This is a genomic window from Micromonospora sp. NPDC049240 (assembly GCF_040647835.1).
Classification (GTDB): Bacteria; Actinomycetota; Actinomycetes; order Mycobacteriales; family Micromonosporaceae; genus Micromonospora.
This window is the reverse complement of sequence record NZ_JBEZCX010000007.1, coordinates 97,807-117,416: the sequence shown is the minus strand read 5'-3', so window position 1 is coordinate 117,416 and position 19,610 is coordinate 97,807. Positions and strand designations below refer to the sequence as shown.

Genomic DNA, 19,610 nt, shown 5'->3' with positions numbered 1-19,610 from the left:
CGCAAAGCCGCCACACTTGATCACCGGTGAGGCGGCGGAGGCGTGACATGGTGCTGGACGTGCTGGGGTTGAGCAGCGAGGAGTCGACGGCGTACCGGGCGTTGGTGTCCATGCCCTCGGCCGGGCCGGGGGATTTGGCCCCCCGGGTCGGCGGTGACCGGGACGAGGCGGCCCGGCTCCTCGGCGTGCTGGAACGCAAGGGTCTGGCCGCGCGCAGCGTCGGTGACATCGCCCGGTTCGTGGCCTCTCCGCCGGGCACCGCGTTCGGCGCGTTGCTGTTGCAGCGGCAGAACGAGCTGCGCCTGGCCGAGCTGGAGCTGGGTTCGCTGGCCGAGCTGTACCGGGCAGCGAGCGCCGGGCGCGGCGTCGCCGAGGTGGTCGACGTGATCATCGGGGTCCCGGCCCTGCGGCAGCGGCTGGAGCAGCTTCAACTCGGCGCCAAGTCTGAGGTGATGACCTTCGTCAAGGCACCGGTGGCGATCATCAGCGGCGCGGAGAACACCGCCGAGGACGACGCGGTGGCCCGGGGCGTGCGCTACCGGGTCCTGCTGGAGCGGGCGATGCTCGACGAGGACGTCGACATCGACGGGATCGTGGCGGCCCGCAACGCCGGGGAGGAGATCCGGATCGCGGACAGCCTGCCGCTGAAGCTGTTCGTCGTGGACCGCGAGATCGCCCTCCTGCCGCTGATCAGATCATCCGACGTGGCCACCACCGGGGCGCTGCTGGTGCACCAGAGCGGCCTGCTGGACGCCCTCATCGCGCTCTTCGAGCTGGAGTGGGCGACGGCCATGGAGGTCACCGCCTCGGCCGACGGCTTCGCCGGCTCGGGGGTGGACGACCTGGACGTGCAGATCCTGACCCTGCTGCTCACCGGCCTGACCGACCAGGCGGTGGCCAGTCACCTGCGGACCTCGCTGCGGACCGTGCAGCGGCGGGTCCGTCGGCTGATGGACCTCGCCCGGGTGCAGACCCGGATGCAGCTCGGCTACCAGGCGTCCCGACTGGGCTGGCTCCCGGGTGAGTCGGGGCACCGCCGAGGGTAAGGACAGACGCACCGCCGGGGTAAAGACCGGCGCAGCGCCGACGGACATCCCGGAGGACGGGTCCCGGCTGGGATACCGTCACAGCTCGGGGAGCAGGGGTCGGCCTCGGGAAGAGAGGTGGACGCGATGGCGAGTCCTAAGGCGCGAGCCGGCCGGGCCGCCGTCCTGCACCGGCGGGCGGAGGCTGCCGCGACCGCCGCCGCCGGCATCCTCGACGAGATCCGTCCCGCCCCCGCCGACCACCATCGGCAGTACGAGCTGGCCGAGCGGCTGCGTACCGCGGCGGCGCTCGCCGCGCCCGGCTGGGCCGGCACGGCGCTGGAGGAACTGGCCGTGGCGACGCCGCCCGGTGACCACCCGCCGCCGCTGGTCCGGGTGGGCACCGCCGCGCCGCTGGACGATGCCCGGTTCCCCGCGCTGGTGCCCCTGCTCGACAGCGGCCATCTGGCCGTCGACGCCGACGCGCGCGACCCGCGGGTCGCCGGGCTGCTCCGGGCACTCCTGCTGCGGATCTTCGCCGCCACCCCGGCCGGCGCGCTGCTGGCCCGGGCCGTCGACGGCACCGACCCGGCCGGCACCTTCGCGGGCTTCGTGGCGCTGGCCGATGCCGGTCTGCTGCCGCCGCCCGCCACCGACGTCGCGGGGCTGCGGGCGGTGCTCGCCGAGGCCGAGCAGTGGGTGGCCGCCGGCACCGCCCGGCAAGGCGGACACGACCGTACGTTGCTGGTCGTGCTGGCCGCCCTGCCGGACGGTGCCACGCCCTCCGACCTGACCCGAATCGAGGAACTCGCCGCCCGGGGGCACCGGACGGGGCTGCACCTGGTGGTGGCCGGCTGGTCCGGCCGACCGCCGCTGCCGCAGGCCACCACGATCACCGTCCGCACCGCGTACGCGCTTGTCGGCGACCCGCCGGCGGCCGGCTTCAGCGGCCCGGGCGTCGAGGCGCCCGGCGGGTTGAACTCGCCGGTGTTCCTGGACGACGATCCGCCGGCCGAGTTGGTCGCGGAGGTGTGCCGGCGGCTGGCCCGGCAGATCGAGGACGGTTCGCGGCTGGCCCTGGCCGATCTGCTGCCGGCCGACGGGTTCTGGGCCGACGGTTCGGCCGACGGCCTCAGCACCACGGTCGGTGACGCGGCCGGGCGCCCGGTGAGTCTCGGGTTCACCGAGCTGACCCCGCACTGGCTGGTGAGCGGTCGGTCGCAGGCCGGGCGTTCGGCTTTCCTCACCGACACGCTGTTCGGGCTGGCCGCCCGGTACGGCCCGGACGAGCTGGAGTTCTACCTGGCCGACCTGGGCGACGGGGAGTCCTTCGTGGAGTTCCTCCAGACCGAGCGGGACCGTTCCTGGGTGCCGCAGGTCCGCGCCGCCGGGATGGCCGCCGACCGGGAGTACGTCGCGGACCTGTTCGGTGAGCTGGAGGCGGAGGCGCGCCGCCGTGAGGAGGCGTCCCGGCGGGCCGGCGGGCAGCGGTACGCCGAGCTGCGCCAGCACCAACCGCTGCCCCGGATCGTCTGTGTGATCGACAACTTCCCGCTGGTGCTGTGCGACCGGGACCGGCTCGCCACCGACCTGCTGGCCCGGCTGGACGCGTTGGCCCGGGTCGCCCGCGCGTACGGGATCCATCTGGTCCTGGCCGGCGAGGGTGACCTGGGCATCGGTGGTCCACGCGATCCGCTGCTCGGCCAGTTCCCGGTGCGGGTGGCGCTGCCCGGCGGCTCGGCGGTGCTGGAGCCGGCGAACGACTCGGCGGCCGGCCTGCCGGTGGGCAGCGCGGTGGTGAACACGGCCGGGGGCCTCGGTGGCCCGCGTGGCGCGACCCGCGGCCACGAGCGGATGATCCGCTTCCCGGACCCGTACGGGGATCCGGACGTCCTCGCCGACCTGCGACGGCGGCTGTGGTCGGCGCGGCCGGAGACGGCGGTTCCGCCGGTGGTGTTCGCCGGCTACGCCCGCCCACTGCTCGCCAACGATCCGCGGCACCGGGCCGCGCTGGCCGGGCGGGTGCATGCGCCGGCCGCGCTGCTGGGCCGCGCGGTGGACGTGCGGCGCACCACGGTGGCGGTGCCGCTCGGGCCGGTCGCGGGCCGGAACCTGGCGGTGCTGGGTGGGGACGAGGAGGCCGAGCGGCTGCTGGTCACCGCCGTGCGCAGCGCGGCGGCGGCGCATCCGGACGCCGGGCGGTTCGTGCTGGCGCCGCTGGCGAACGGGTCGGCCGAGCCGGCCGGCGTGCTGGCGGCCGAGCTGGCCGGGCGGCACCGGGTGGAGACGGTCGACGCCGGCGGGTTGCGCGCGGCCATCGAGGCGGACGAGCCGGGTTACCTGGTGGTGTTCGGGCTGGACGTGCCGGACGCCGCCGAGTTGCCGCCGGAGCTGCTGGGGTCGTTGCTGTTGGAGGGTCCGCCGGCCGGCCGGCACCTGCTCGGCTGGTGGCGTACCCCGGCGCCGCTGGCCGGGCTGCTCGGGCCCGGGGGCGAGGTGGACAAGCTCACCGCCGTGGCGGTCACCGACGTGCCGGGTGGACGGCTGGAGCGACTCTTCGACCGGCCGGTGTGGTGGCATCCGAGGCCCGGTCGCGCGGTGCTGTGGGACGGCCCGGAGGAGCAGGGCACGGTCTTCGTGCCGTTCGGCACCGGGGAGGCGGCCCGATGAGCGGGACTCCGACGGCGGTTCCCGGGCCGCGCGTGGGTGATCCGACGGTGACGGTGGACCCGGCCGAGTCGGCCTGGGCGGAGTACGTCGCGGCGGCGCGGCAGCTCGACGGCGTACGCCGGGCGGCGGCGACCGCCGCCGGGGAGCAGGCGCGGTCGGTGACGGCGGCCCGCGAGGAGCTGACCGGGGTACGCGAGCGGCTGGCCGCGCAGCAGTCCCGGCTGCGGGAGCTGGGCGTACCGGCGATCTCGCTGGCCCCGACGCCGCCGGAGGTGAGCGAGGCGGCCCGGTCGATGGCGGGTGGGCCGTCGGCCGTGCTGGCGGCGCTGCGGGCTGCCGGCGGCTGGGCGGACGCCGCGGACGACACGTTGGCCGCGCACGGCCTGCCCCGGCTGGCCCGCTGGCCGGCCCGCCCGCGCAACCTGCTGGTGTACGGGCCGTTGGCGTTGGTGGTGCCGCTGTTGCAGCTCGTCCTCTACGCGGTCGCGGGTGCCGGGCCGGTGACCGTGTTGGCGCTGCTGGTGGGGCTGCCGCTGCCGGCGGTGGCGTTCATGCTGGGTTGGCTGGCGGTCGGGCGGGTGTTCCGTCCGCGCCCGACCGACCGGGTGGACCGGACGCCCCGGTTCGGCGCGCTGGTCTGCCTGGTCCCGGCCGTGCTCACCGCCGCCGGTCTGCTGCTGGCCATGCTGCCCGGCTGACCGGCCCCGGGACGACCACGGCCGCGCCGGGAAGCGTGGACGCCGGTCGGGTCAGCGGTGCATGATCAGCGCCATCGCCTCGGCCCGCGACTTGGCGTCGTTCTGGAGGCCGCCCCGGACCGCCGAGGTGATGGTCTTGGCGCCGGACTTCTGGATGCCGCGCATCGCCATGCACATGTGCTCGCACTCGAGCACCACGATGACGCCGCGCGGGGCGAGGCTGGACATCAGCAGGTCGGCGATCTGCGACGTGAGCCGCTCCTGCACCTGCGGCCGGCGGGCGAACACCTCGACCAGTCGGGCCAGCTTGGACAGGCCGGTGATCCGGCCGTCCGGCCCGGGGATGTAGCCGATGTGGGCGCTGCCCCGGAACGGCAGCAGGTGGTGCTCGCACAGGCTCATCACGTCGATGTCCCGAACGAGCACCAACTCCTCATGGTTGGCCTCGAAGGTGGTGCGGAGCACCTGCGCCGGGTCGACGCGCAGGCCGGCGAAGAGTTCGGCGTACGCGCGGGCGACCCGGGCCGGTGTCTGCTGGAGGCCGTCCCGGTCCGGGTCCTCACCGACCGCGATGAGGATCTCCCGGACCGCCTTCTCGATCCGGCCCAGGTCGACGCTGTCCTCGACCGGGCCGCCGGTGAGCTTGCCGCTGATCAGGCGCGCGGCCACGTAGTCGAGCGCGTCGTCCCCGTCGGGCTCGGTCGCGGAGACGGCCGGCTCCCGGTGAGGGGAGCCGGCCGTCGGGTCGGTGCTCAGTGCGAACCGTCCGAGTTGTTGCTGGCGCCGCCGACCGAGATGCCGTCGGCGGTGGCCTGCTTCTGCAGCGCGTCCTTCTCGGCCGGGGTGAGCACCGGCGGCTCGGTGGAGGGCAGGCGCTTGCCGAAGCCGTGATAGGGCGCCATCGGCGGGCGCTTGACCACCCGGGCGGCGATCCGCGCCATATCGGCGGTGGAGAGGGTCTCCTTCTCCATCAGCTCAAGGACCATGGTGTCCAGCACGTCCCGGTATTCCACCAGGATCTCCCAGGCCTCGTCGTGCGCCAGCTCGATCAGCGCGCGCATCTCGCTGTCGATCTCGGCGGCCACCGAGTCCGAGTAGTCCCTCTCATGGCCCATGTTGCGGCCGAGGAACGGCTCGTCGCCGCTGGTGCCGTACTTGATCGCACCGAGCTTGGAGCTCATGCCGTACTGGGTGATCATCGCGCGGGCCAACTGGGTGGCCTTCTCGATGTCGTTGCCGGCGCCGGTGGTCGGCTCGTGGAACACGAGTTCCTCGGCCGCCCGACCGCCCAGCGCGTACGCCAGGGTGTCGATCATCTCGGCCCGGGTCTGGGTGTACTTGTCCTCGGTCGGGAGGACCAGCGTGTGCCCCAGCGACCGGCCCCGGGACAGGATGGTCACCTTGTGCACCGGCGCGGCGTGCGGCAGCGCCCAGGCGACAAGCGCGTGCCCACCCTCGTGGTACGCGGTGATCTTCTTCTCCTGGTCGCTCATCACCCGGGTGCGACGCTGCGGGCCGGCGATCACCCGGTCGATCGACTCCTCGAGCGAGTCGTTGGAGATCGCCCGCTGCTCCTTGCGCGCGGTGAGCAGCGCGGACTCGTTGATCACGTTGGCCAGGTCGGCGCCGGAGAAGCCCGGGGTACGCCGGGCCACCGCGTCGAGGTCGACGTCGGGCGTGAACGGCTTGCCCTTGGCGTGCACCCGCAGGATGGCCTTGCGGCCCTCCATGTCGGGGGCGTCGACCGGGATCTGCCTGTCGAACCGGCCCGGGCGCAGCAGCGCCGGGTCGAGGATGTCCGGCCGGTTGGTGGCGGCGATCAGGATGACGCCGCCCTTGGTGTCGAAGCCGTCCATCTCGACCAGGAGCTGGTTGAGCGTCTGCTCCCGCTCGTCGTGGCCGCCGCCCATGCCGGCGCCACGGTGGCGGCCGACCGCGTCGATCTCGTCGACGAAGACGATCGCCGGCGCGTTCGACTTGGCCTGCTCGAACAGGTCACGGACCCGGCTGGCGCCGACACCGACGAACATCTCGACGAAGTCGGAGCCGGAGATGGAGTAGAAGGGCACGCCGGCCTCACCGGCCACGGCGCGGGCCAGCAGCGTCTTACCGGTACCGGGCGGGCCGAAGAGCAGCACGCCCTTCGGGATCTTGGCGCCCAGGGCCTGGTACTTCGCCGGGTTCTGCAGGAAGTCCTTGATCTCGTGCAGTTCCTCGACGGCCTCTTCCGCCCCGGCCACGTCCGCGAAGGTCGTCTTCGGCGTGTCCTTGGTGATCATCTTCGCCTTGGACTTGCCGAAGTTGAGCACCCGCGAGCCGCCGCCCTGCATCTGCGACATGAAGAACAGCAGCAGGAGCACGAGCAGCGCGATGGGGAGGAGATTGACCAGCAGGCTGACCCAGATGCTGTCCGACGACACCTTGGTGTCGACCGGGCCGGTGATCCGGTCCGCCGCCTCGGCCTCGCGGACCTGGTTCCAGACCTGGCCGCCGACCTCGTACGGGAACTGCGCCTCGATCTTGTCGGTGGTGGTGTCGTCGAACTTGGCCTTGTCCTTCAGGTCGAGCTGGAGCGTCTGCTCCTTGTCCTGGAAGACGACCTTCTCGATACCACCCTTGTTGAGCTGGTCGAGCGCGACGGACGTGTCCACCCGGTGGTAGCTCGGACCAGCGGTGAACAGTTGACTGAGCACAACGGCGCCGAGGATGACCAGGATGATCCAGACCACCGGTCGGCGGAAGAAACGCGTACGTTCCATGCTGTCGTCGGGCACCGAGGCGCCCGCATCCTCCTGATCGACGTCCTGACCGTCTGAATGGTGTCGCCGCCTCGGGCGGCGGCCGGGGCCGCCGTGCGGGCCGGCCCGACCCCCGGGGCGCGCGAACTGCCGCACCACGGTCACTCGACGGTACACCGTTCGTGCCGGATGTGAGCTTGCGAGCCCGGCACTTACGCGTACGGCGAACCAGGGTTTGAGCCGGCGTGGCGGGGAGCTCCGCACCCGACCGGCCCATGCCGCACGGTCACGCGGCTCGGAGGGTCGGGCGTGGAGAGTGCCTCCACGTCACCGGCCCCTACCGTAGACCGAAAGACTGAGAGCCCGCTGAACGTCCGCTGACGAGCGACTCGACGGCGGCGCTCAGGCCCGCGCGTAGACCTCGGGCTTGAGCACCCCGACGTACGGCACCTCGCGGTAGCGCTCGCCGAAGTCGAGCCCGTAGCCGACCACGAACTCGGTCGGGATGTCGAAGCCGACGTACTTCACCGGCACCTGCACCTTGACCGCGTCCGGCTTGCGGAACAGGGCGACCACCTCGACGCTGGCCGCGGAGCGCGACTCCAGGTAACGCAGCAGCCAGGACAGGGTGAGGCCGGAGTCGACGATGTCCTCGACCACCACCACGTGCCGGCCGGCGATGTCCCGGTCCAGGTCCTTGAGGATGCGGACCACCCCGGACGAGGTGGTGCCCTGGCCGTACGACGAGACGGCCATGAACTCCAGCTCGGCGGGCGGGCCCTGGCGGCCCAACGCGCGGGCGAAGTCGGCCATGAACATGACCGCGCCCTTGAGCACGCAGACGAGCAGGAGACCGTCCTCGACGTGCGCGTAGTCCGCCGAGACCTGCTTGGCGAGTTCCGCGGTCTTCTCGCGGATCTGCGCCTCGGAGATGATCACGTGGTCGATGTCGGCGTCGTACCAGGAGCCGTCAGCCATGCTCCTAGCCTGCCGTACGCCGGATGGTCGCCGTCGGCGGGGCCGCCCCTTTTGGCGCGGTCCCGCCGGGGATCTTCGGCGCGAACGGAACAATTCACCTCAGCAGGTACGGGAGCGCCAGCGCCGCCCGTCGTCGGTCGGCTTCCAGTCGGCCGAGTCGCGGGTGTCGGCGGTGAACCCGAGGGCGCTGGCGCCGGCCAGCAGGAGCAGGAACAGCAGGAGCAGCAGGACGGTCATGGCGGCGCTCGCTTTCGCATGGTTGGTTCGCTTTTCGCCGCCGGTGCGCACCGGACACCACCAAGTCTGCGACCCGCCGTCCGACCCGGACAGTGGCAGAAATGACCGCGAGCATCGATTTCCTGCCACCTGCCGGGTTACCCTCGTCACATGTTGCGCTCGGTGGCGGTGTTGGCGATGGACCGGGTGGCCACGTTCGAGTTGGGCGTGTTCGCCGAGGTGTTCGGCACCGACCGCACCGACGACGGCTTCCCCGCCTACCGGTTCCAGGTCTGCTCGCCCGACGGCGGGGCGGTACGCACCTCGTCCGGGTTCCACCTCCAGCCGCACGCCGACCTGGCCCCGCTCGACGACGCCGACCTCGTCGCGGTCCCCGCGCACTTCAGCGGCGTCGCCGTGCCCGGCGAGGACGACCTGCGGGCCATCCCGCCCGCCGTGCCGGCGGCGCTGCGTCGGGCCGCCGACCGCGGGGCGTACGTGCTGAGCGTCTGCTCGGGCGCGTTCGTGCTCGGCGCGGCCGGCCTGCTGGACGACCGGGAGTGCACCACCCACTGGCTCTACGTCGACGAGTTGCAGCGTCGCAATCCCCGGGCGCGGGTCCGGTGCAACTCGCTCTACGTGCAGGACGGCCGGCTGCTCACCAGCGCCGGCACGGCCGCCGGGATCGACGCCTGCCTGCACCTGGTCCGCCAGGAGCACGGCTCGGCGACGGCCACCCGGCTGGCCCGGCGGATGGTGGTCCCGCCGCACCGCGACGGCGGCCAGGCACAGTACGTCGAGGCGCCGATCCCGAAGGCGCCGGAGGCGCCCACGCTCGAACCGGTGCTGGAGTGGCTGATGGGCCACCTCGACCGCGGCGTGACCGTGGACGAGCTGGCCGCCCGGGCCGGGATGGCCCCGCGTACGTTCGCCCGCCGGTTCCGCGCCGAGACCGGCACCACGCCGCACGACTGGCTGACCAACCAGCGGGTGCTGCTGGCCCGGCGGCTGCTGGAGGACACCCGGCTCAGCGTGGAGAGCGTCGCCGACCGGGCCGGCTTCGGTGATGCGGCGGCGCTGCGGCACCACTTCACCCGCCGGGTCGGCACCACGCCGCACGCGTACCGGACCACGTTCCGCGAGCGCGCCGACGCCTGAGCCCCTGGTGTTAAGCGGGGGCCCCGCCTATACCGGAGGCGTTAAGCGGGGGCCCCTCCTTGCACCAGGCGGCCGGTGCGTCGGTGCACCTGGTGGTTGCCGGGCAGGTGGACCGGGCCCTGGCCACGCCAGGCGGTGACCAGCGCGTCCAGCGCCGCCACGTGCCGGTGGGACAGCGCGGCCGGCGCGGCGCCCAGCTCCCGCGCCCAGGCGTGCAGCACCCGGGTGCGGACCGCCGCCGGCAACGCGACCAGCCCGTCGACCGAGAGCCCGCCACCGGCGGCCCGGACGTCGGCGAGCGCGTCGCCGGCCAGCGCGTCGAGCGCGGCGGTGTCCGCCGCGAGCAGGCGCGCGGTCCGGGCCAGGTTCGCCACCACGCCCGGCCCGAGCGCGTCGACGAGCGCCGGCAACGCGTCGGCCCGGACCCGCGCCCGGGCGTACGCGGGATCGGTGTTGTGCGGGTCGGCCCACGCCGCCAGGCCGAGCGCGGCGCAGGCGGCCCGGGTGTCGGACCGGGGCACGTCGAGCAGCGGGCGCAGCAGCGGCACCCCGTCCCGCTCGCGCCGCTCCGGCATCCCGGACAGCCCGCGTGGCCCGGCGCCCCGGGCCAGCGCGAGCAGCACGGTCTCCGCCTGGTCGTCCCGGGTGTGCCCGAGCAGCACCCCGGCCGCGTCGTGCCGCCGGGCGGCGGCGACAAGCGCCTCGTAGCGGGCCTCCCGGGCGGCTGCCTCGGGACCGCCGTCGCGCCCGGCCACCCGTACCGCAACCACCTCGACCGGGTCGAACCCGGCCGCGCGGGCCCAGCCGGCGACCGCGGCGGCCCGCTCGGGCGAACCGGCCTGCAGGCCGTGGTCGACGGTCACCAGGCCGGCCGCGCGGCCGAGCCGGTGCGCCACGAACGCGGTGGCCGCGGCGAGCGCCAGCGAGTCGGCCCCGCCGGAGCAGGCCACCAGCACCGGTCCGGGCCCGGGCAGGTCGGTCAGCAGCCGGCGTACGGCGAGCCGCACGGCGGCCACTGACGGCGCCGGGCTCACCGGTGGCCGGAGAGCCGGCGCGGCCGGTTCAGCCGGCGGTCGGGGTGGCACCGGCCGGCCCGTGCACCCGGGACACCCAGGCGTCCGGGTCGCCCAGCTCGTCGAGCCGGGGCAGCGTGAGCGGGGAGGAGAAGATCTTGTTGAAGCCGGCCATGCCGACCCGGTCCACCACGCCGTGCACGAACTTCCGGCCCTCGGCGTACTGGCGCATCTTGACCTCGACGCCGAGCAGCCGGCGGATCGCCTTCTCCAGCGGGTTGCCGGACTCGCGGCGGCGGTTGAACGACGCCCGGATCGACCCGACGCTGGGGATGACCTGCGGGCCGACGCCGTCCATCACGAACTCGGCGTGCCCCTCCAGCAGCGTCATCAGCGCGGTCAGCCGGTCCAGCACGGCGCGCTGCGCCGGGGTCTGCACGATGTCGAGCACGCTGGCCCGGCTCTCCGGGTCCTTGACCGCGTCGGAGAGCGTGGCGACGCCGCGGCGCAGGCGCTCCAGCAGGTGTTCGCCGCCCTGCGAGGCGTCCACGAACGCCTGCACCTCGCCCAGGAAGTAGGCGCGCATCCACGGCACGGCGGTGAACTGGGTGCGGTGGGTGACCTCGTGCAGGCACACCCAGAGCCGGAAGTCCCGCGGGTCGGCGCCGAGCTTCCGCTCCACCTCGACGATGTTCGGCGCCACCAGCAGCAGTTGGCCGGGGTCGCCGGCGAAGACCTCGTACTGGCCGAGCACCCGGCCGGAGAGGTACGCCAGCACGGTGCCGGCCTGCACGCCGGTCACCCGGGAGCCGATCGCCTCGGTGAGCGCGCCCGGCCGCTTGTCCCCGGAGAGCCGTTCCACAAGCGGCGAGACGACCTCACGCAGCCCGGCGATGTTGGCCGCCGCCCAGTCGCGGCGGTCGACCACGCGGACCGGCGGGTGCGCCACCTGGGCCCGCAGGCCGGTGTAGTCGGCGACGTGCCCGGCGGCCTCCTCGGTCAGCCGGCGCAGGTCGCCGACCACGTCGGTGGCCTCGGCGTACGACACCCGGGGGCCCGACTTGCTCAGCGCCCCCGCGGTAGCGGCGGCCAGATCCCAGTCCACGAACTGCGCCATGAACCCACCGTACCCGCGCCGCGACACCCCCACCCGGGCTCGTCCGGACGGATCGACACCGGTCGGTCAGCGGCAGCCGCAGCCGGCCAGCGTGGAGGTGATCCGGTCGAGCGCCTGCCGGGTCTCGTCGAGCGAGCCCGTCGTCCGGTCGGTGAGCACGGCGAACGTGAGCAGCCGGCCGTCGACCGTGGTGACCGTGCCGGCGATGGCGTTCACCCCGGACAGCGTGCCGGTCTTGGCGCGCACCACGCCGGCGCCGGTCCGCGTCGCGGCCACCTGGTAGCGCTCGTCGAGCGTGCCGGACCAGCCGCCGACCGGCAGGCCGCCGAAGATCGCGGCCAGCTCGGGGTGGCTTCCGTTGCCGGCGAGCGTGATCAGGTCGGTGAGCAGCGACGGGCTGATCCGGTTGGTGCGGGACAGCCCGCTGCCGTCGGCCAGGCTGATCTCACCGGCCGGCAGGCCGAGACCGCCGAGCACCTCGTCGGTGGCCGCCGCGCCGCCGACGAAGGACCCGGGCTTGCCCTTGGCCAGCGCCACCTGGCGGGCCATCGCCTCGGCGATCACGTTGTCGCTGTCGCTGATCATGATGTCGACCAGCCGGATCACCGGCAGGGACTCGACAGTGCCCAGCTCGGCGCCGGGCGCGGTGCCGGAGCCGCCGGCGGCCGGCGCGGTCCCCCGGGTCACCTGTGCGGCACCCCCGGTGAGCCCGAGCAGCTTGGCGAACTGCCGGCCGGCGGTCAGGTCCGGCTGGGGGACCCGCTCGGCGGCGTGGTTGGTCTCCTCCGCGGTACGCCGGGCCTGCGCCGGGTCCTTCCGGGCGCCGTCGGTCATCAGCGCGGTGATCGCCGCGCCGAACCCGCCGGTGGGGATGTCGGCGTCCCAGCCGGGTTCGAAGACCGGGCCGCCGAACAGCGTCGCGTCCACGATGACCTTGGTCGGGGCGGTGCCACCGAGCGCGGTGCGCACCTGGGCGGCCAGGTCGTCCAGTCGGGCCGCGCCCGGATAGAAGGCGTTCTTCCGGTCCACCGCGAGGGTCGGGTCACCGCCGCCGACCAGGACCACCTCGCCCGGGTTCGGGCCGGCCACCGCGCGGGTGGGGATCCGGTACGCGGGGCCGCGCGCGGCGAGCACCGCGACGCCGGTGGCGAGCTTGGTCACCGAGGCGGGCACGGTCGGCGCGTCCGCTCCCCTGCCGTAGAGCGCCTGGCCGGTGGTCACGTCCGCCACCGAGACGTTCACCCGGTCACCGAGTGCGGCGGCGCGCACCAGCGGGTCCAGCGCGGCGCGGAGCCCGGCCACAGTGGGCAGCGGGGCGTTGCCGTCCGGCCCGGCCAGCACCGCCGGCGGGTCGGGCTCGGGCGGCGCGGCGGTCGCGCCGGACGAGGTGCCTCCGCTGCCCAGCCAGCCGGCCAGCGGGCCGGGGCGGAGCACCGCCAGCCCGGCCACGGCCAGGACCAGCACCAGCACGCCGGCCAGCGCCGCGACCAGCCGGCCGCGGCGGCGCGGCGGGACCGGAGGCGGGCTGGGCGGGGGCGGCGCGGTGCCGACCGGTGGGACCGGTGGGCTCACCGGCACCGGGGCCGGCCAGTTCCCGGCCGGCCGGTCGTCGGGGTGGGCCGCGCCGGTGGGCGGAGTCGCACGGTGGGTGAGGTTGGCACCCGGCACGGACACCCGGCCGGTGGCGCCTGCCGGGCCGGAACCGGATCCGACGGACCGCCGCCCGTCAACCCCTCCGGGGCGGTAGTGTGAGTCTTCCCTCCCCACGGCCCCCTCCTCCCCGCTCGAAATCACCTTGGGTGACACTACTTCGGTCCGAACACTATGCGGCGGCCGGAGCCGGCGGGGGCGTTCTCCCGTGCGGGCGGCGAGCCGGTGGTTCCGTTAGCCAGCGTGGGCAAACGAGGGAGCGTGGGAGATGGATTTCGACGTCACGGTTGAGATCCCGAAGGGTCACCGCAACAAGTACGAGGTGGACCACGCGACCGGCCGGATCCGGCTGGACCGCACCCTCTTCACCTCCACGCAGTACCCCGCCGACTACGGCTTCATCGAGGGCACCCTGGGCGAGGACGGCGACCCGCTGGACGCGCTCGTGCTGGTGCCCGAACCCACCTTCCCGGGCTGCCTGATCCGCTGCCGCACCATCGGCATGTTCCGGATGACGGACGAGAAGGGCGGCGACGACAAGGTCCTCTGCGTGCCCTACGAGGACCCGCGCCAGGAGCACCTGCGCGACATCCACCACCTGGGCGAGTTCGACCGGCTGGAGATCCAGCACTTCTTCGAGGTCTACAAGGACCTGGAGCCGGGCAAGTCGGTCGAGGGCGCGACCTGGGTGGGCCGGGTCGAGGCGGAGGCGGAGATCGTCAACTCGTACCGCCGGGCCAAGGAGGCCGCGGAGCGCGGCGAGACGCTGCACTGACGGCGAGACTTCCGGGGCCCGGGTCGCATCGGCGACCCGGGCCTTTCGCCGTTCAGGCGAGCAGGCCGCGGGCCCGGTCGTAGAGGTCGAGCACCGCGCAGGCCACCGGCACCACGGCCACCACCAGCGCGGTGTCGGTCAGGTCGGCCAGCCGACCGAGGTACGGCGAGACGGGCCGACGGGCGTACGTGGCGCCGGCGGTGACCGCGACGAGGGCCAGGGTCAGCCCGCCGACGGTCAGCGCGAGGTGGCCCCCGGGCCCGGCCCGGTCCGCCAGCACCACGCCGAGCAGCGCGTACCCGGCCAGGCCGGCGGCGACGGCCGGCACCCGGTGCCGCACCGCCACGAAGAGCCGGGAGCGCAGCAGCAGCACCCCGGCGGCGACGGCGACCAGCAGCCGCCCGGCGGTCCCCCCGGCGGCGACGAGCACGGCGGCGGCGCCCACGGCCAGCACCGCGTGCCCGAGCAGCATCCCGGTCAACGCCTCCTCGGCGCGGGCCACGGCTGCGTGCACCCGTCCCCGGTCGGGCAGGTCGCGGGTGCCGGCGGGGGCGGGCAGGGTGAGTGGCGGCAGCGGCAGCTTGCCGACCCGGATGGCCAGCAGCGGCAGCCCGCCGAGCGCGAAGACCAGAACGGCGAGCAGCACGGCCGCGGTGCCGGCCGGGTCGAGCAGCAGCGCGCCGAGCGCGGCCACCGCGCCGACCGCGCCGACCGTCACGCCGGCCACCGGGACCCGGGACCGGTGCGCGACGCCGAGCAGGCCGAGCACCGCCACCAGCAGCACCGCCACCGAGCCGACCAGCAGTTCGGGGGCGCCGACCCAGCGCAGGCCGGGGATCGGGCCGACCGGGTCGCCGGAACCGACCGCGAGCGCGCCGGCCGCCGCCGCCCAGGGCAGCGCGTACCCGCCGAGCGTGACGCCGACCGGGCCGTCGCCGTAGGCCCGGGAGGCCGCGGTGGCGGCGAGCACCAGGATCAGGGCGCCCGCCGCGGCGACCGTCCAGCCGCGCCCGCCGGGACCGGCGGACAGCACCGCGACCAGCCCGACCGCCAGCGGCACGGCGGCGCCGGCCAGCGCGGCGGCCCGGGTCGCCCCGGCCGACCAGGCGACGCCCCGGCGGCGGGCGCCGTCCACGATCGCCTCGACCACGTCGTCGTACTCCAGCTCGGGCCACTCGGCGCGGGCCGGCACGAGATGCAGCACCTCGCCGTCGCGGACGCCCTGCGGCAGCAGCGCCTGGGCGGTGGCCAGCACCGCGCCGTCGGTGCGTCGCAGCACCCAGCCGCCGTGCCGTTCGCCGTCGTCGGCGAGCCCCTCCCCGGCGTGCCGGAGCACCTCGGGCAGCAGCTCGGCCAGGGGAACCTGCTCCGGCAGGGCCACGTCGACCCGTCGCCGGGGCGCGCTGATCGTGACCCGGGCGAGCCCGCTTGTCATCGACGTATCTCCATCATCGAGCCGGATCGGTGGGCTGACGGACGGAAGGACTTTACCTACTATGAGCCAGGCTCGGGTTACCGAGAGCCATGGGAGGCCGCGTGTCCACTGTCGTCATCAAGCGACCGCCGCGCCGACCGGCCCCGGAGATCCCGGTCGGTGAGCTGCCCGTCGAGGCGCCGCCGGAGATCCCGGTGGCGACCGGCGGGCGCTGGCAGCAGGCGCTGATGGTGCTGCCGATGCTCGGCGGGACGGTGGCCATGGCGATGATGTTCGGCCGGGGCGGCGGTGCCTACTCGTACGTGGTGGGCGGCATGTTCGGGCTCTCCTCGCTGGCCATGCTGGTGACCACCTGGGGCAGCGCCGGCCCGAAGAAGTCCGAGCTGATGGCCGCCCGTCGGGAGTACCTGCGCCACCTGGCCACGCTGCGTCGCCGGGTCCGGGAGACGGCCGGCGCCCAGCGCGCCGGGCTCGCCTACCGCCACCCGGAGCCGGGGCGGCTCTGGTCCACCGTCGACAGCCACCGGGTCTGGGAACGCCGGCCGGATGACCCGGACTTCGCGGTGGTCCGGGTCGGCGTCGGGCCGCAGACGCTGGCCACCCCGCTGGTCCCGCCGGTCACCCGGCCGCTGGAGGAGCTGGAGCCGATGACCGCCGGGGCGCTGCGGCGCTTCCTGGACGCGTACTCGGTGGTGCCGGACCTGCCGGTGGCGCTGTCGCTGCGCAGCTTCGCCCGGGTCTTCGTGCGCGGCCCGGCCGGCGAGGTACGCGGCACCGGCTCGCCGGCCGCCCGGGCGCTGGCCCGGGCGGTGCTCACCCAGCTCGCCGTCTTCCACGCCCCGGACGAGCTGCTGATCGCGGTCTGCGCCGGCCCGGAGCGCCGGGACCGGTGGGAGTGGGTGAAGTGGCTACCGCACGCCCACCACCCGGCGCGCACCGACGCGCTCGGCCCGGTGCGGCTGGTCACCAGCGCCGCCGCCGACCTGGAACGACTCCTCGACGACGTGCTCGGCAGCCGGTCCCGGTTCAGCCCGCACGGCCCGGCCACCGACGGGCCGCACGTCGTGGTGGTGCTCGACGGCGGCGACCTGATCGGGGCCGCCGACCTGGCCGGCGACGGCGGCATCGACGCGGTCACCGTGCTCGACCTGGACACGCCGCCGCCCCGGCTGCTCGACCGGTACGCGCTGCTGCTCGACCTGGTCGACGGCCGGCTGCACTCGCACTCGGCGGAGGGGCCCGCCGAGGTGGGCGCCGCCGACGCGTTGCCGACGGCCGACGCGGAGGCGGTCGCGCGGCGGCTCGCGCCGCTGCGGCTGGCCGGCACGGTACGCGGGTCGGACGCGCCGCCCGGCGCCGAGCCGGGCCTGCCGGAGCTGCTCGGTCTCGGCGACCCGGACGGTTTCACCGCCGAGCAGGGCTGGGCGCCCCGCGCCGCCCGGGATCGGCTGCGGGTGCCGATCGGGGTGGGCGCCGACGGCGGGGCGATCGACCTCGACCTCAAGGAGTCGGCGCTGGACGGCATGGGTCCGCACGGGCTGCTGATCGGCGCCACCGGCTCCGGCAAGTCGGAGCTGCTGCGCACGCTGGTGCTCGGCCTGGCCGCGACGCACAGCTCGGAGCAGCTCAACTTCGTGCTTGTCGACTTCAAGGGCGGCGCCACGTTCGCGCCGTTCGAGCGCCTGCCGCACACCGCCGCCGTGATCACCAACCTGGCGGACGCGCTGCCGCTCGTCGACCGGATGGTCGACGCGATCAACGGGGAGCTGATGCGCCGCCAGGAGCTGCTGCGCCGGGCCGGCAACTTCGCGAGCGTGCGTGACTACGAGCGGGCGCGCGCGGCCGGCAGTCCGCTCGCCCCGTTGCCGTCGCTGCTGCTGGTCTGCGACGAGTTCTCCGAGCTGCTCTCCGCCAAGCCCGACTTCATCGACCTGTTCGTGCAGATCGGCCGGCTGGGCCGGTCGCTCGGCGTGCACCTGCTGCTGGCCAGTCAACGGCTGGAGGAGGGCCGGCTGCGGGGGTTGGACACCCACCTGTCGTACCGGATCGGGTTGCGCACGTTCTCCACGTTGGAGTCCCGGACGGTGCTCGGCGTGCCGGACGCGTACGAGCTGCCCCGCAGCCCGGGGCACGGGTACCTGCGCTCCGGCACCGAGCCGCTGGTCCGGTTCAAGGCGGCGTACGTCTCCGGCGCGGTCCGTCGACGCATCGGCCCGGCGGGTGCGTCCGGCGTCGGCGCCGCGCGGGTGCTCGCGTTCTCCACCCACCTCGCGCCGGTGCCCGCGCCAGCCGCGCCGGCCGCGCTCCCGGCCGAGGAGGAGAGCGGCGAGACGCTGCTCGACCTGCTGGTCGACCGGCTGGCCGGGCAGGGCCCGCCGGCGCACCGGGTGTGGCTGCCGCCGTTGGACGCCTCCCCCACGCTCGACGAGCTGCTCGGGCCGATCGGCGTCGACCCGGTCCGTGGGCTCACCGTGGCCAATCCCGAGCTGCACGGCGCGTTGCAGGTGCCGGTGGCGTTGGTGGACAAGCCGTTCGAGCAGCGGCGGGACCTGTTCTGGCTGGCGTTGGACGGCGCGGCCGGGCACGTCGCGGTGGTCGGCACCACCCGCAGCGGCCGGTCCGCCGTGCTGCGCACGCTGGTCTGCGCGCTGGCGCTCACCCACACCCCGGCCGAGGTGCAGGTCTACTGCCTCGACTTCGGTGGCGGCACGCTCGGCGCGCTGCGGGAGCTGCCGCACGTCGGCGGCGTGAGCGGGCGGACCGACGGCACCGCGGTGCGCCGTACCGTCGGCGAGGTCGCCGGCCTGCTCGCCGAGCGGGAGCGGCGCTTCACCGAGTCCGGGGTGGAGTCGATGGCGGCGTGGCGTCGGCGACGGGCCGCGACACCGGCGGCCGGCGCCGACCCGTTCGGGGACGTGTTCCTGGTCGTCGACGGCTGGAACACGCTGCGCGGCGAGTACGAGGACCTGGAACCGCTGGTCACCGAGCTGGCCACCCGGGGGCTGGCGTACGGGGTGCACGTGGTGGCGAGCGCGCTTCGCTGGTCGGACTTCCGCCCGGCGATCCGTGACCTGTTCGGCTCCCGGCTGGAGCTGCGCCTCGGCGACCCGGCCGACTCGGTGGTGGTCAAGCGCGCGCTGGCGGCCACCGTGCCGGAGGAGCGGCCGGGGCGCGGGATCACCGCCGGCGGGCTGCACTTCCTCACCGCCGAGCCCCGGTCGGCCGCGTCGGGCGACGGGACCGCCGACCTGGTGAAGGCCGTCGCCGACGGGTGGTCCGGGCCGGTGGCGCCCCGGGTGCGGCTGCTCCCGCCGGTGCTCCCGTACGCCGAACTGGACCAGACCGCGACGACCGGGCTGGCGTTCCCGGTCGGGGTGGCGGAGGCGGATCTGGCCCCGGTGGTGCTGGACTTCGCCACCGAGCCGAATTTCGTGGTCTTCGGCGACGCCGAGTGCGGCAAGTCCTCGTTCCTGCGCGCGCTGGCCACCTCGATCGTCCACCGGTTCACCCCGGAGCAGGCCCGGGTGATCCTGGTCGACTACCGGCGCAGCCTGATGGGCGCCATCGAGACCGCGCACCTGATCGGGTACGGCACGGCCGCGCCGCACACCACCGAGCTGATCGAGTCGGCGGCCGGTTACCTCCAGGGGCGGCAGCCCGGCCCGGAGGTGACCCCGGCCGAGTTGCGCGCCCGGACGTGGTGGACCGGGCCGGAGCTGTTCGTGCTGGTGGACGACTACGACCTGGTGGCCGGTGGGCCGACGAACCCGCTGCGCGCGTTGGAGGAGCACCTGCCGCACGCCCGGGATGTCGGGCTGCACCTGGTGCTGGCGCGGCGCTCCGGCGGCGCCGGCCGGACCGCGTACGAGCCGATCATCCAGCGGCTGCGGGAGCTGTCCACGGCCGGGCTGGTGATGTCCGGCGGCCCGGAGGAGGGGCCGCTCGTCGGCCAGGTGAAGGCCGGGCCGCTGCCGCCCGGTCGGGCCCGCCTGGTCACCCGGCGTGAGGGCGTCCGTCTGGTGCAGTTGGCTCATCTCCCGCCCGGATGAGCCGGGTGCGCCGAGTTGCCCCGGGACGGCCGGGACTACCGGTAATCTCCGAGCAGCATGTGTCGGACGCGACGGAATGGCTGGGGAA

The 19,610-nt window shown here is 74.9% G+C and carries 14 protein-coding genes; 6 read left to right on the top strand and 8 right to left on the bottom strand.

Annotation, left to right across the window (positions count from 1 at the left end; all coding sequences use genetic code 11):
• The first annotated feature begins 47 nt into the window (after positions 1–47).
• From AB0B02_RS12420 to AB0B02_RS12410, 3 genes are all read left to right on the top strand, one after another.
• Positions 48–1,046, top strand: a complete 999-nt coding sequence (locus AB0B02_RS12420) for a helix-turn-helix domain-containing protein (protein ID WP_357299784.1) — start codon at positions 48–50, stop codon at positions 1,044–1,046.
• A gap of 126 nt (positions 1,047–1,172) precedes the next feature.
• Positions 1,173–3,695: an FtsK/SpoIIIE domain-containing protein gene (locus tag AB0B02_RS12415; RefSeq protein ID WP_357299781.1), complete on the top strand. Its 2,523-nt coding sequence runs from the start codon at positions 1,173–1,175 to the stop codon at positions 3,693–3,695.
• Complete coding sequence (locus tag AB0B02_RS12410; RefSeq protein ID WP_357299778.1) at positions 3,692–4,393, top strand: hypothetical protein; 702 nt, start codon at positions 3,692–3,694, stop codon at positions 4,391–4,393. The genes AB0B02_RS12415 and AB0B02_RS12410 overlap by 4 nt, the downstream gene beginning before the upstream one ends.
• A gap of 51 nt (positions 4,394–4,444) precedes the next feature.
• Here the strand turns inward: AB0B02_RS12410 and folE are convergent, their stop codons facing one another.
• The 4 genes from folE to AB0B02_RS12390 all read right to left on the bottom strand — a co-directional run bounded on the left by folE (position 4,445) and on the right by AB0B02_RS12390 (position 8,346).
• Complete coding sequence (gene folE / locus AB0B02_RS12405) at positions 4,445–5,062, bottom strand: GTP cyclohydrolase I FolE (RefSeq protein ID WP_107159537.1); 618 nt, start codon at positions 5,060–5,062, stop codon at positions 4,445–4,447.
• A gap of 83 nt (positions 5,063–5,145) precedes the next feature.
• Positions 5,146–7,152: an ATP-dependent zinc metalloprotease FtsH gene (gene ftsH / locus AB0B02_RS12400; RefSeq protein ID WP_281934368.1), complete on the bottom strand. Its 2,007-nt coding sequence runs from the start codon at positions 7,150–7,152 to the stop codon at positions 5,146–5,148.
• Between the two features lie 381 nt (positions 7,153–7,533).
• The gene (gene hpt / locus AB0B02_RS12395; RefSeq protein ID WP_281934365.1) at positions 7,534–8,109 is read right to left on the bottom strand and encodes a hypoxanthine phosphoribosyltransferase; all 576 of its coding nucleotides are present in this window, start codon (positions 8,107–8,109) and stop codon (positions 7,534–7,536) included.
• A 99-nt stretch (positions 8,110–8,208) separates the two neighbouring features.
• Complete coding sequence (locus AB0B02_RS12390; protein WP_199199870.1) at positions 8,209–8,346, bottom strand: hypothetical protein; 138 nt, start codon at positions 8,344–8,346, stop codon at positions 8,209–8,211.
• A 150-nt stretch (positions 8,347–8,496) separates the two neighbouring features.
• Here AB0B02_RS12390 and AB0B02_RS12385 point away from each other — a divergent pair, with 150 nt between their 5' ends.
• Entirely contained in the window at positions 8,497–9,483 is a 987-nt protein-coding gene (locus tag AB0B02_RS12385) for a helix-turn-helix domain-containing protein (RefSeq protein WP_357299771.1), read from the top strand.
• Between the two features lie 41 nt (positions 9,484–9,524).
• On the opposite strand, the gene tilS is transcribed toward AB0B02_RS12385, so the two are convergent.
• From tilS to dacB, 3 genes are all read right to left on the bottom strand, one after another.
• On the bottom strand, positions 9,525–10,517 hold the full coding sequence (tilS, locus tag AB0B02_RS12380) for a tRNA lysidine(34) synthetase TilS (RefSeq protein WP_357299769.1): 993 nt from the start codon (positions 10,515–10,517) through the stop codon (positions 9,525–9,527).
• A 28-nt stretch (positions 10,518–10,545) separates the two neighbouring features.
• Complete coding sequence (locus AB0B02_RS12375) at positions 10,546–11,613, bottom strand: zinc-dependent metalloprotease (protein WP_281934359.1); 1,068 nt, start codon at positions 11,611–11,613, stop codon at positions 10,546–10,548.
• A 66-nt stretch (positions 11,614–11,679) separates the two neighbouring features.
• Positions 11,680–13,104 carry a D-alanyl-D-alanine carboxypeptidase/D-alanyl-D-alanine-endopeptidase gene (dacB, locus tag AB0B02_RS12370; protein WP_357300183.1) on the bottom strand — a complete coding sequence of 475 codons (1,425 nt, stop codon included), beginning with the start codon at positions 13,102–13,104 and terminating at the stop codon, positions 11,680–11,682.
• 427 nt (positions 13,105–13,531) lie between these two features.
• Between dacB and AB0B02_RS12365 the strand changes: the two genes are divergently transcribed.
• Positions 13,532–14,038, top strand: coding sequence for an inorganic diphosphatase (locus AB0B02_RS12365; protein WP_091070192.1), 507 nt, complete (start codon positions 13,532–13,534; stop codon positions 14,036–14,038).
• Positions 14,039–14,090: 52 nt separating this feature from the next.
• Here the strand turns inward: AB0B02_RS12365 and eccD are convergent, their stop codons facing one another.
• Entirely contained in the window at positions 14,091–15,473 is a 1,383-nt protein-coding gene (gene eccD, locus AB0B02_RS12360; RefSeq protein ID WP_357299765.1) for a type VII secretion integral membrane protein EccD, read from the bottom strand.
• A gap of 101 nt (positions 15,474–15,574) precedes the next feature.
• Here eccD and eccCa point away from each other — a divergent pair, with 101 nt between their 5' ends.
• The gene (eccCa, locus tag AB0B02_RS12355; RefSeq protein WP_357299762.1) at positions 15,575–19,522 is read left to right on the top strand and encodes a type VII secretion protein EccCa; all 3,948 of its coding nucleotides are present in this window, start codon (positions 15,575–15,577) and stop codon (positions 19,520–19,522) included.
• Positions 19,523–19,610: the final 88 nt, after the last annotated feature.

Coding starts and splice junctions, on each gene's coding strand:
- AB0B02_RS12390 (WP_199199870.1), bottom strand. CDS start 8,346: ATGACCGTCCTGCTGCTCCTGCTGTTCCTGCTCCTGCTGGCCGGCGCC.
- AB0B02_RS12415 (WP_357299781.1), top strand. CDS start 1,173: ATGGCGAGTCCTAAGGCGCGAGCCGGCCGGGCCGCCGTCCTGCACCGG.
- AB0B02_RS12365 (WP_091070192.1), top strand. CDS start 13,532: ATGGATTTCGACGTCACGGTTGAGATCCCGAAGGGTCACCGCAACAAG.
- hpt (WP_281934365.1), bottom strand. CDS start 8,109: ATGGCTGACGGCTCCTGGTACGACGCCGACATCGACCACGTGATCATC.
- AB0B02_RS12410 (WP_357299778.1), top strand. CDS start 3,692: ATGAGCGGGACTCCGACGGCGGTTCCCGGGCCGCGCGTGGGTGATCCG.
- ftsH (WP_281934368.1), bottom strand. CDS start 7,152: ATGGAACGTACGCGTTTCTTCCGCCGACCGGTGGTCTGGATCATCCTG.
- AB0B02_RS12375 (WP_281934359.1), bottom strand. CDS start 11,613: ATGGCGCAGTTCGTGGACTGGGATCTGGCCGCCGCTACCGCGGGGGCG.
- eccD (WP_357299765.1), bottom strand. CDS start 15,473: ATGACAAGCGGGCTCGCCCGGGTCACGATCAGCGCGCCCCGGCGACGG.
- AB0B02_RS12420 (WP_357299784.1), top strand. CDS start 48: ATGGTGCTGGACGTGCTGGGGTTGAGCAGCGAGGAGTCGACGGCGTAC.
- AB0B02_RS12385 (WP_357299771.1), top strand. CDS start 8,497: ATGTTGCGCTCGGTGGCGGTGTTGGCGATGGACCGGGTGGCCACGTTC.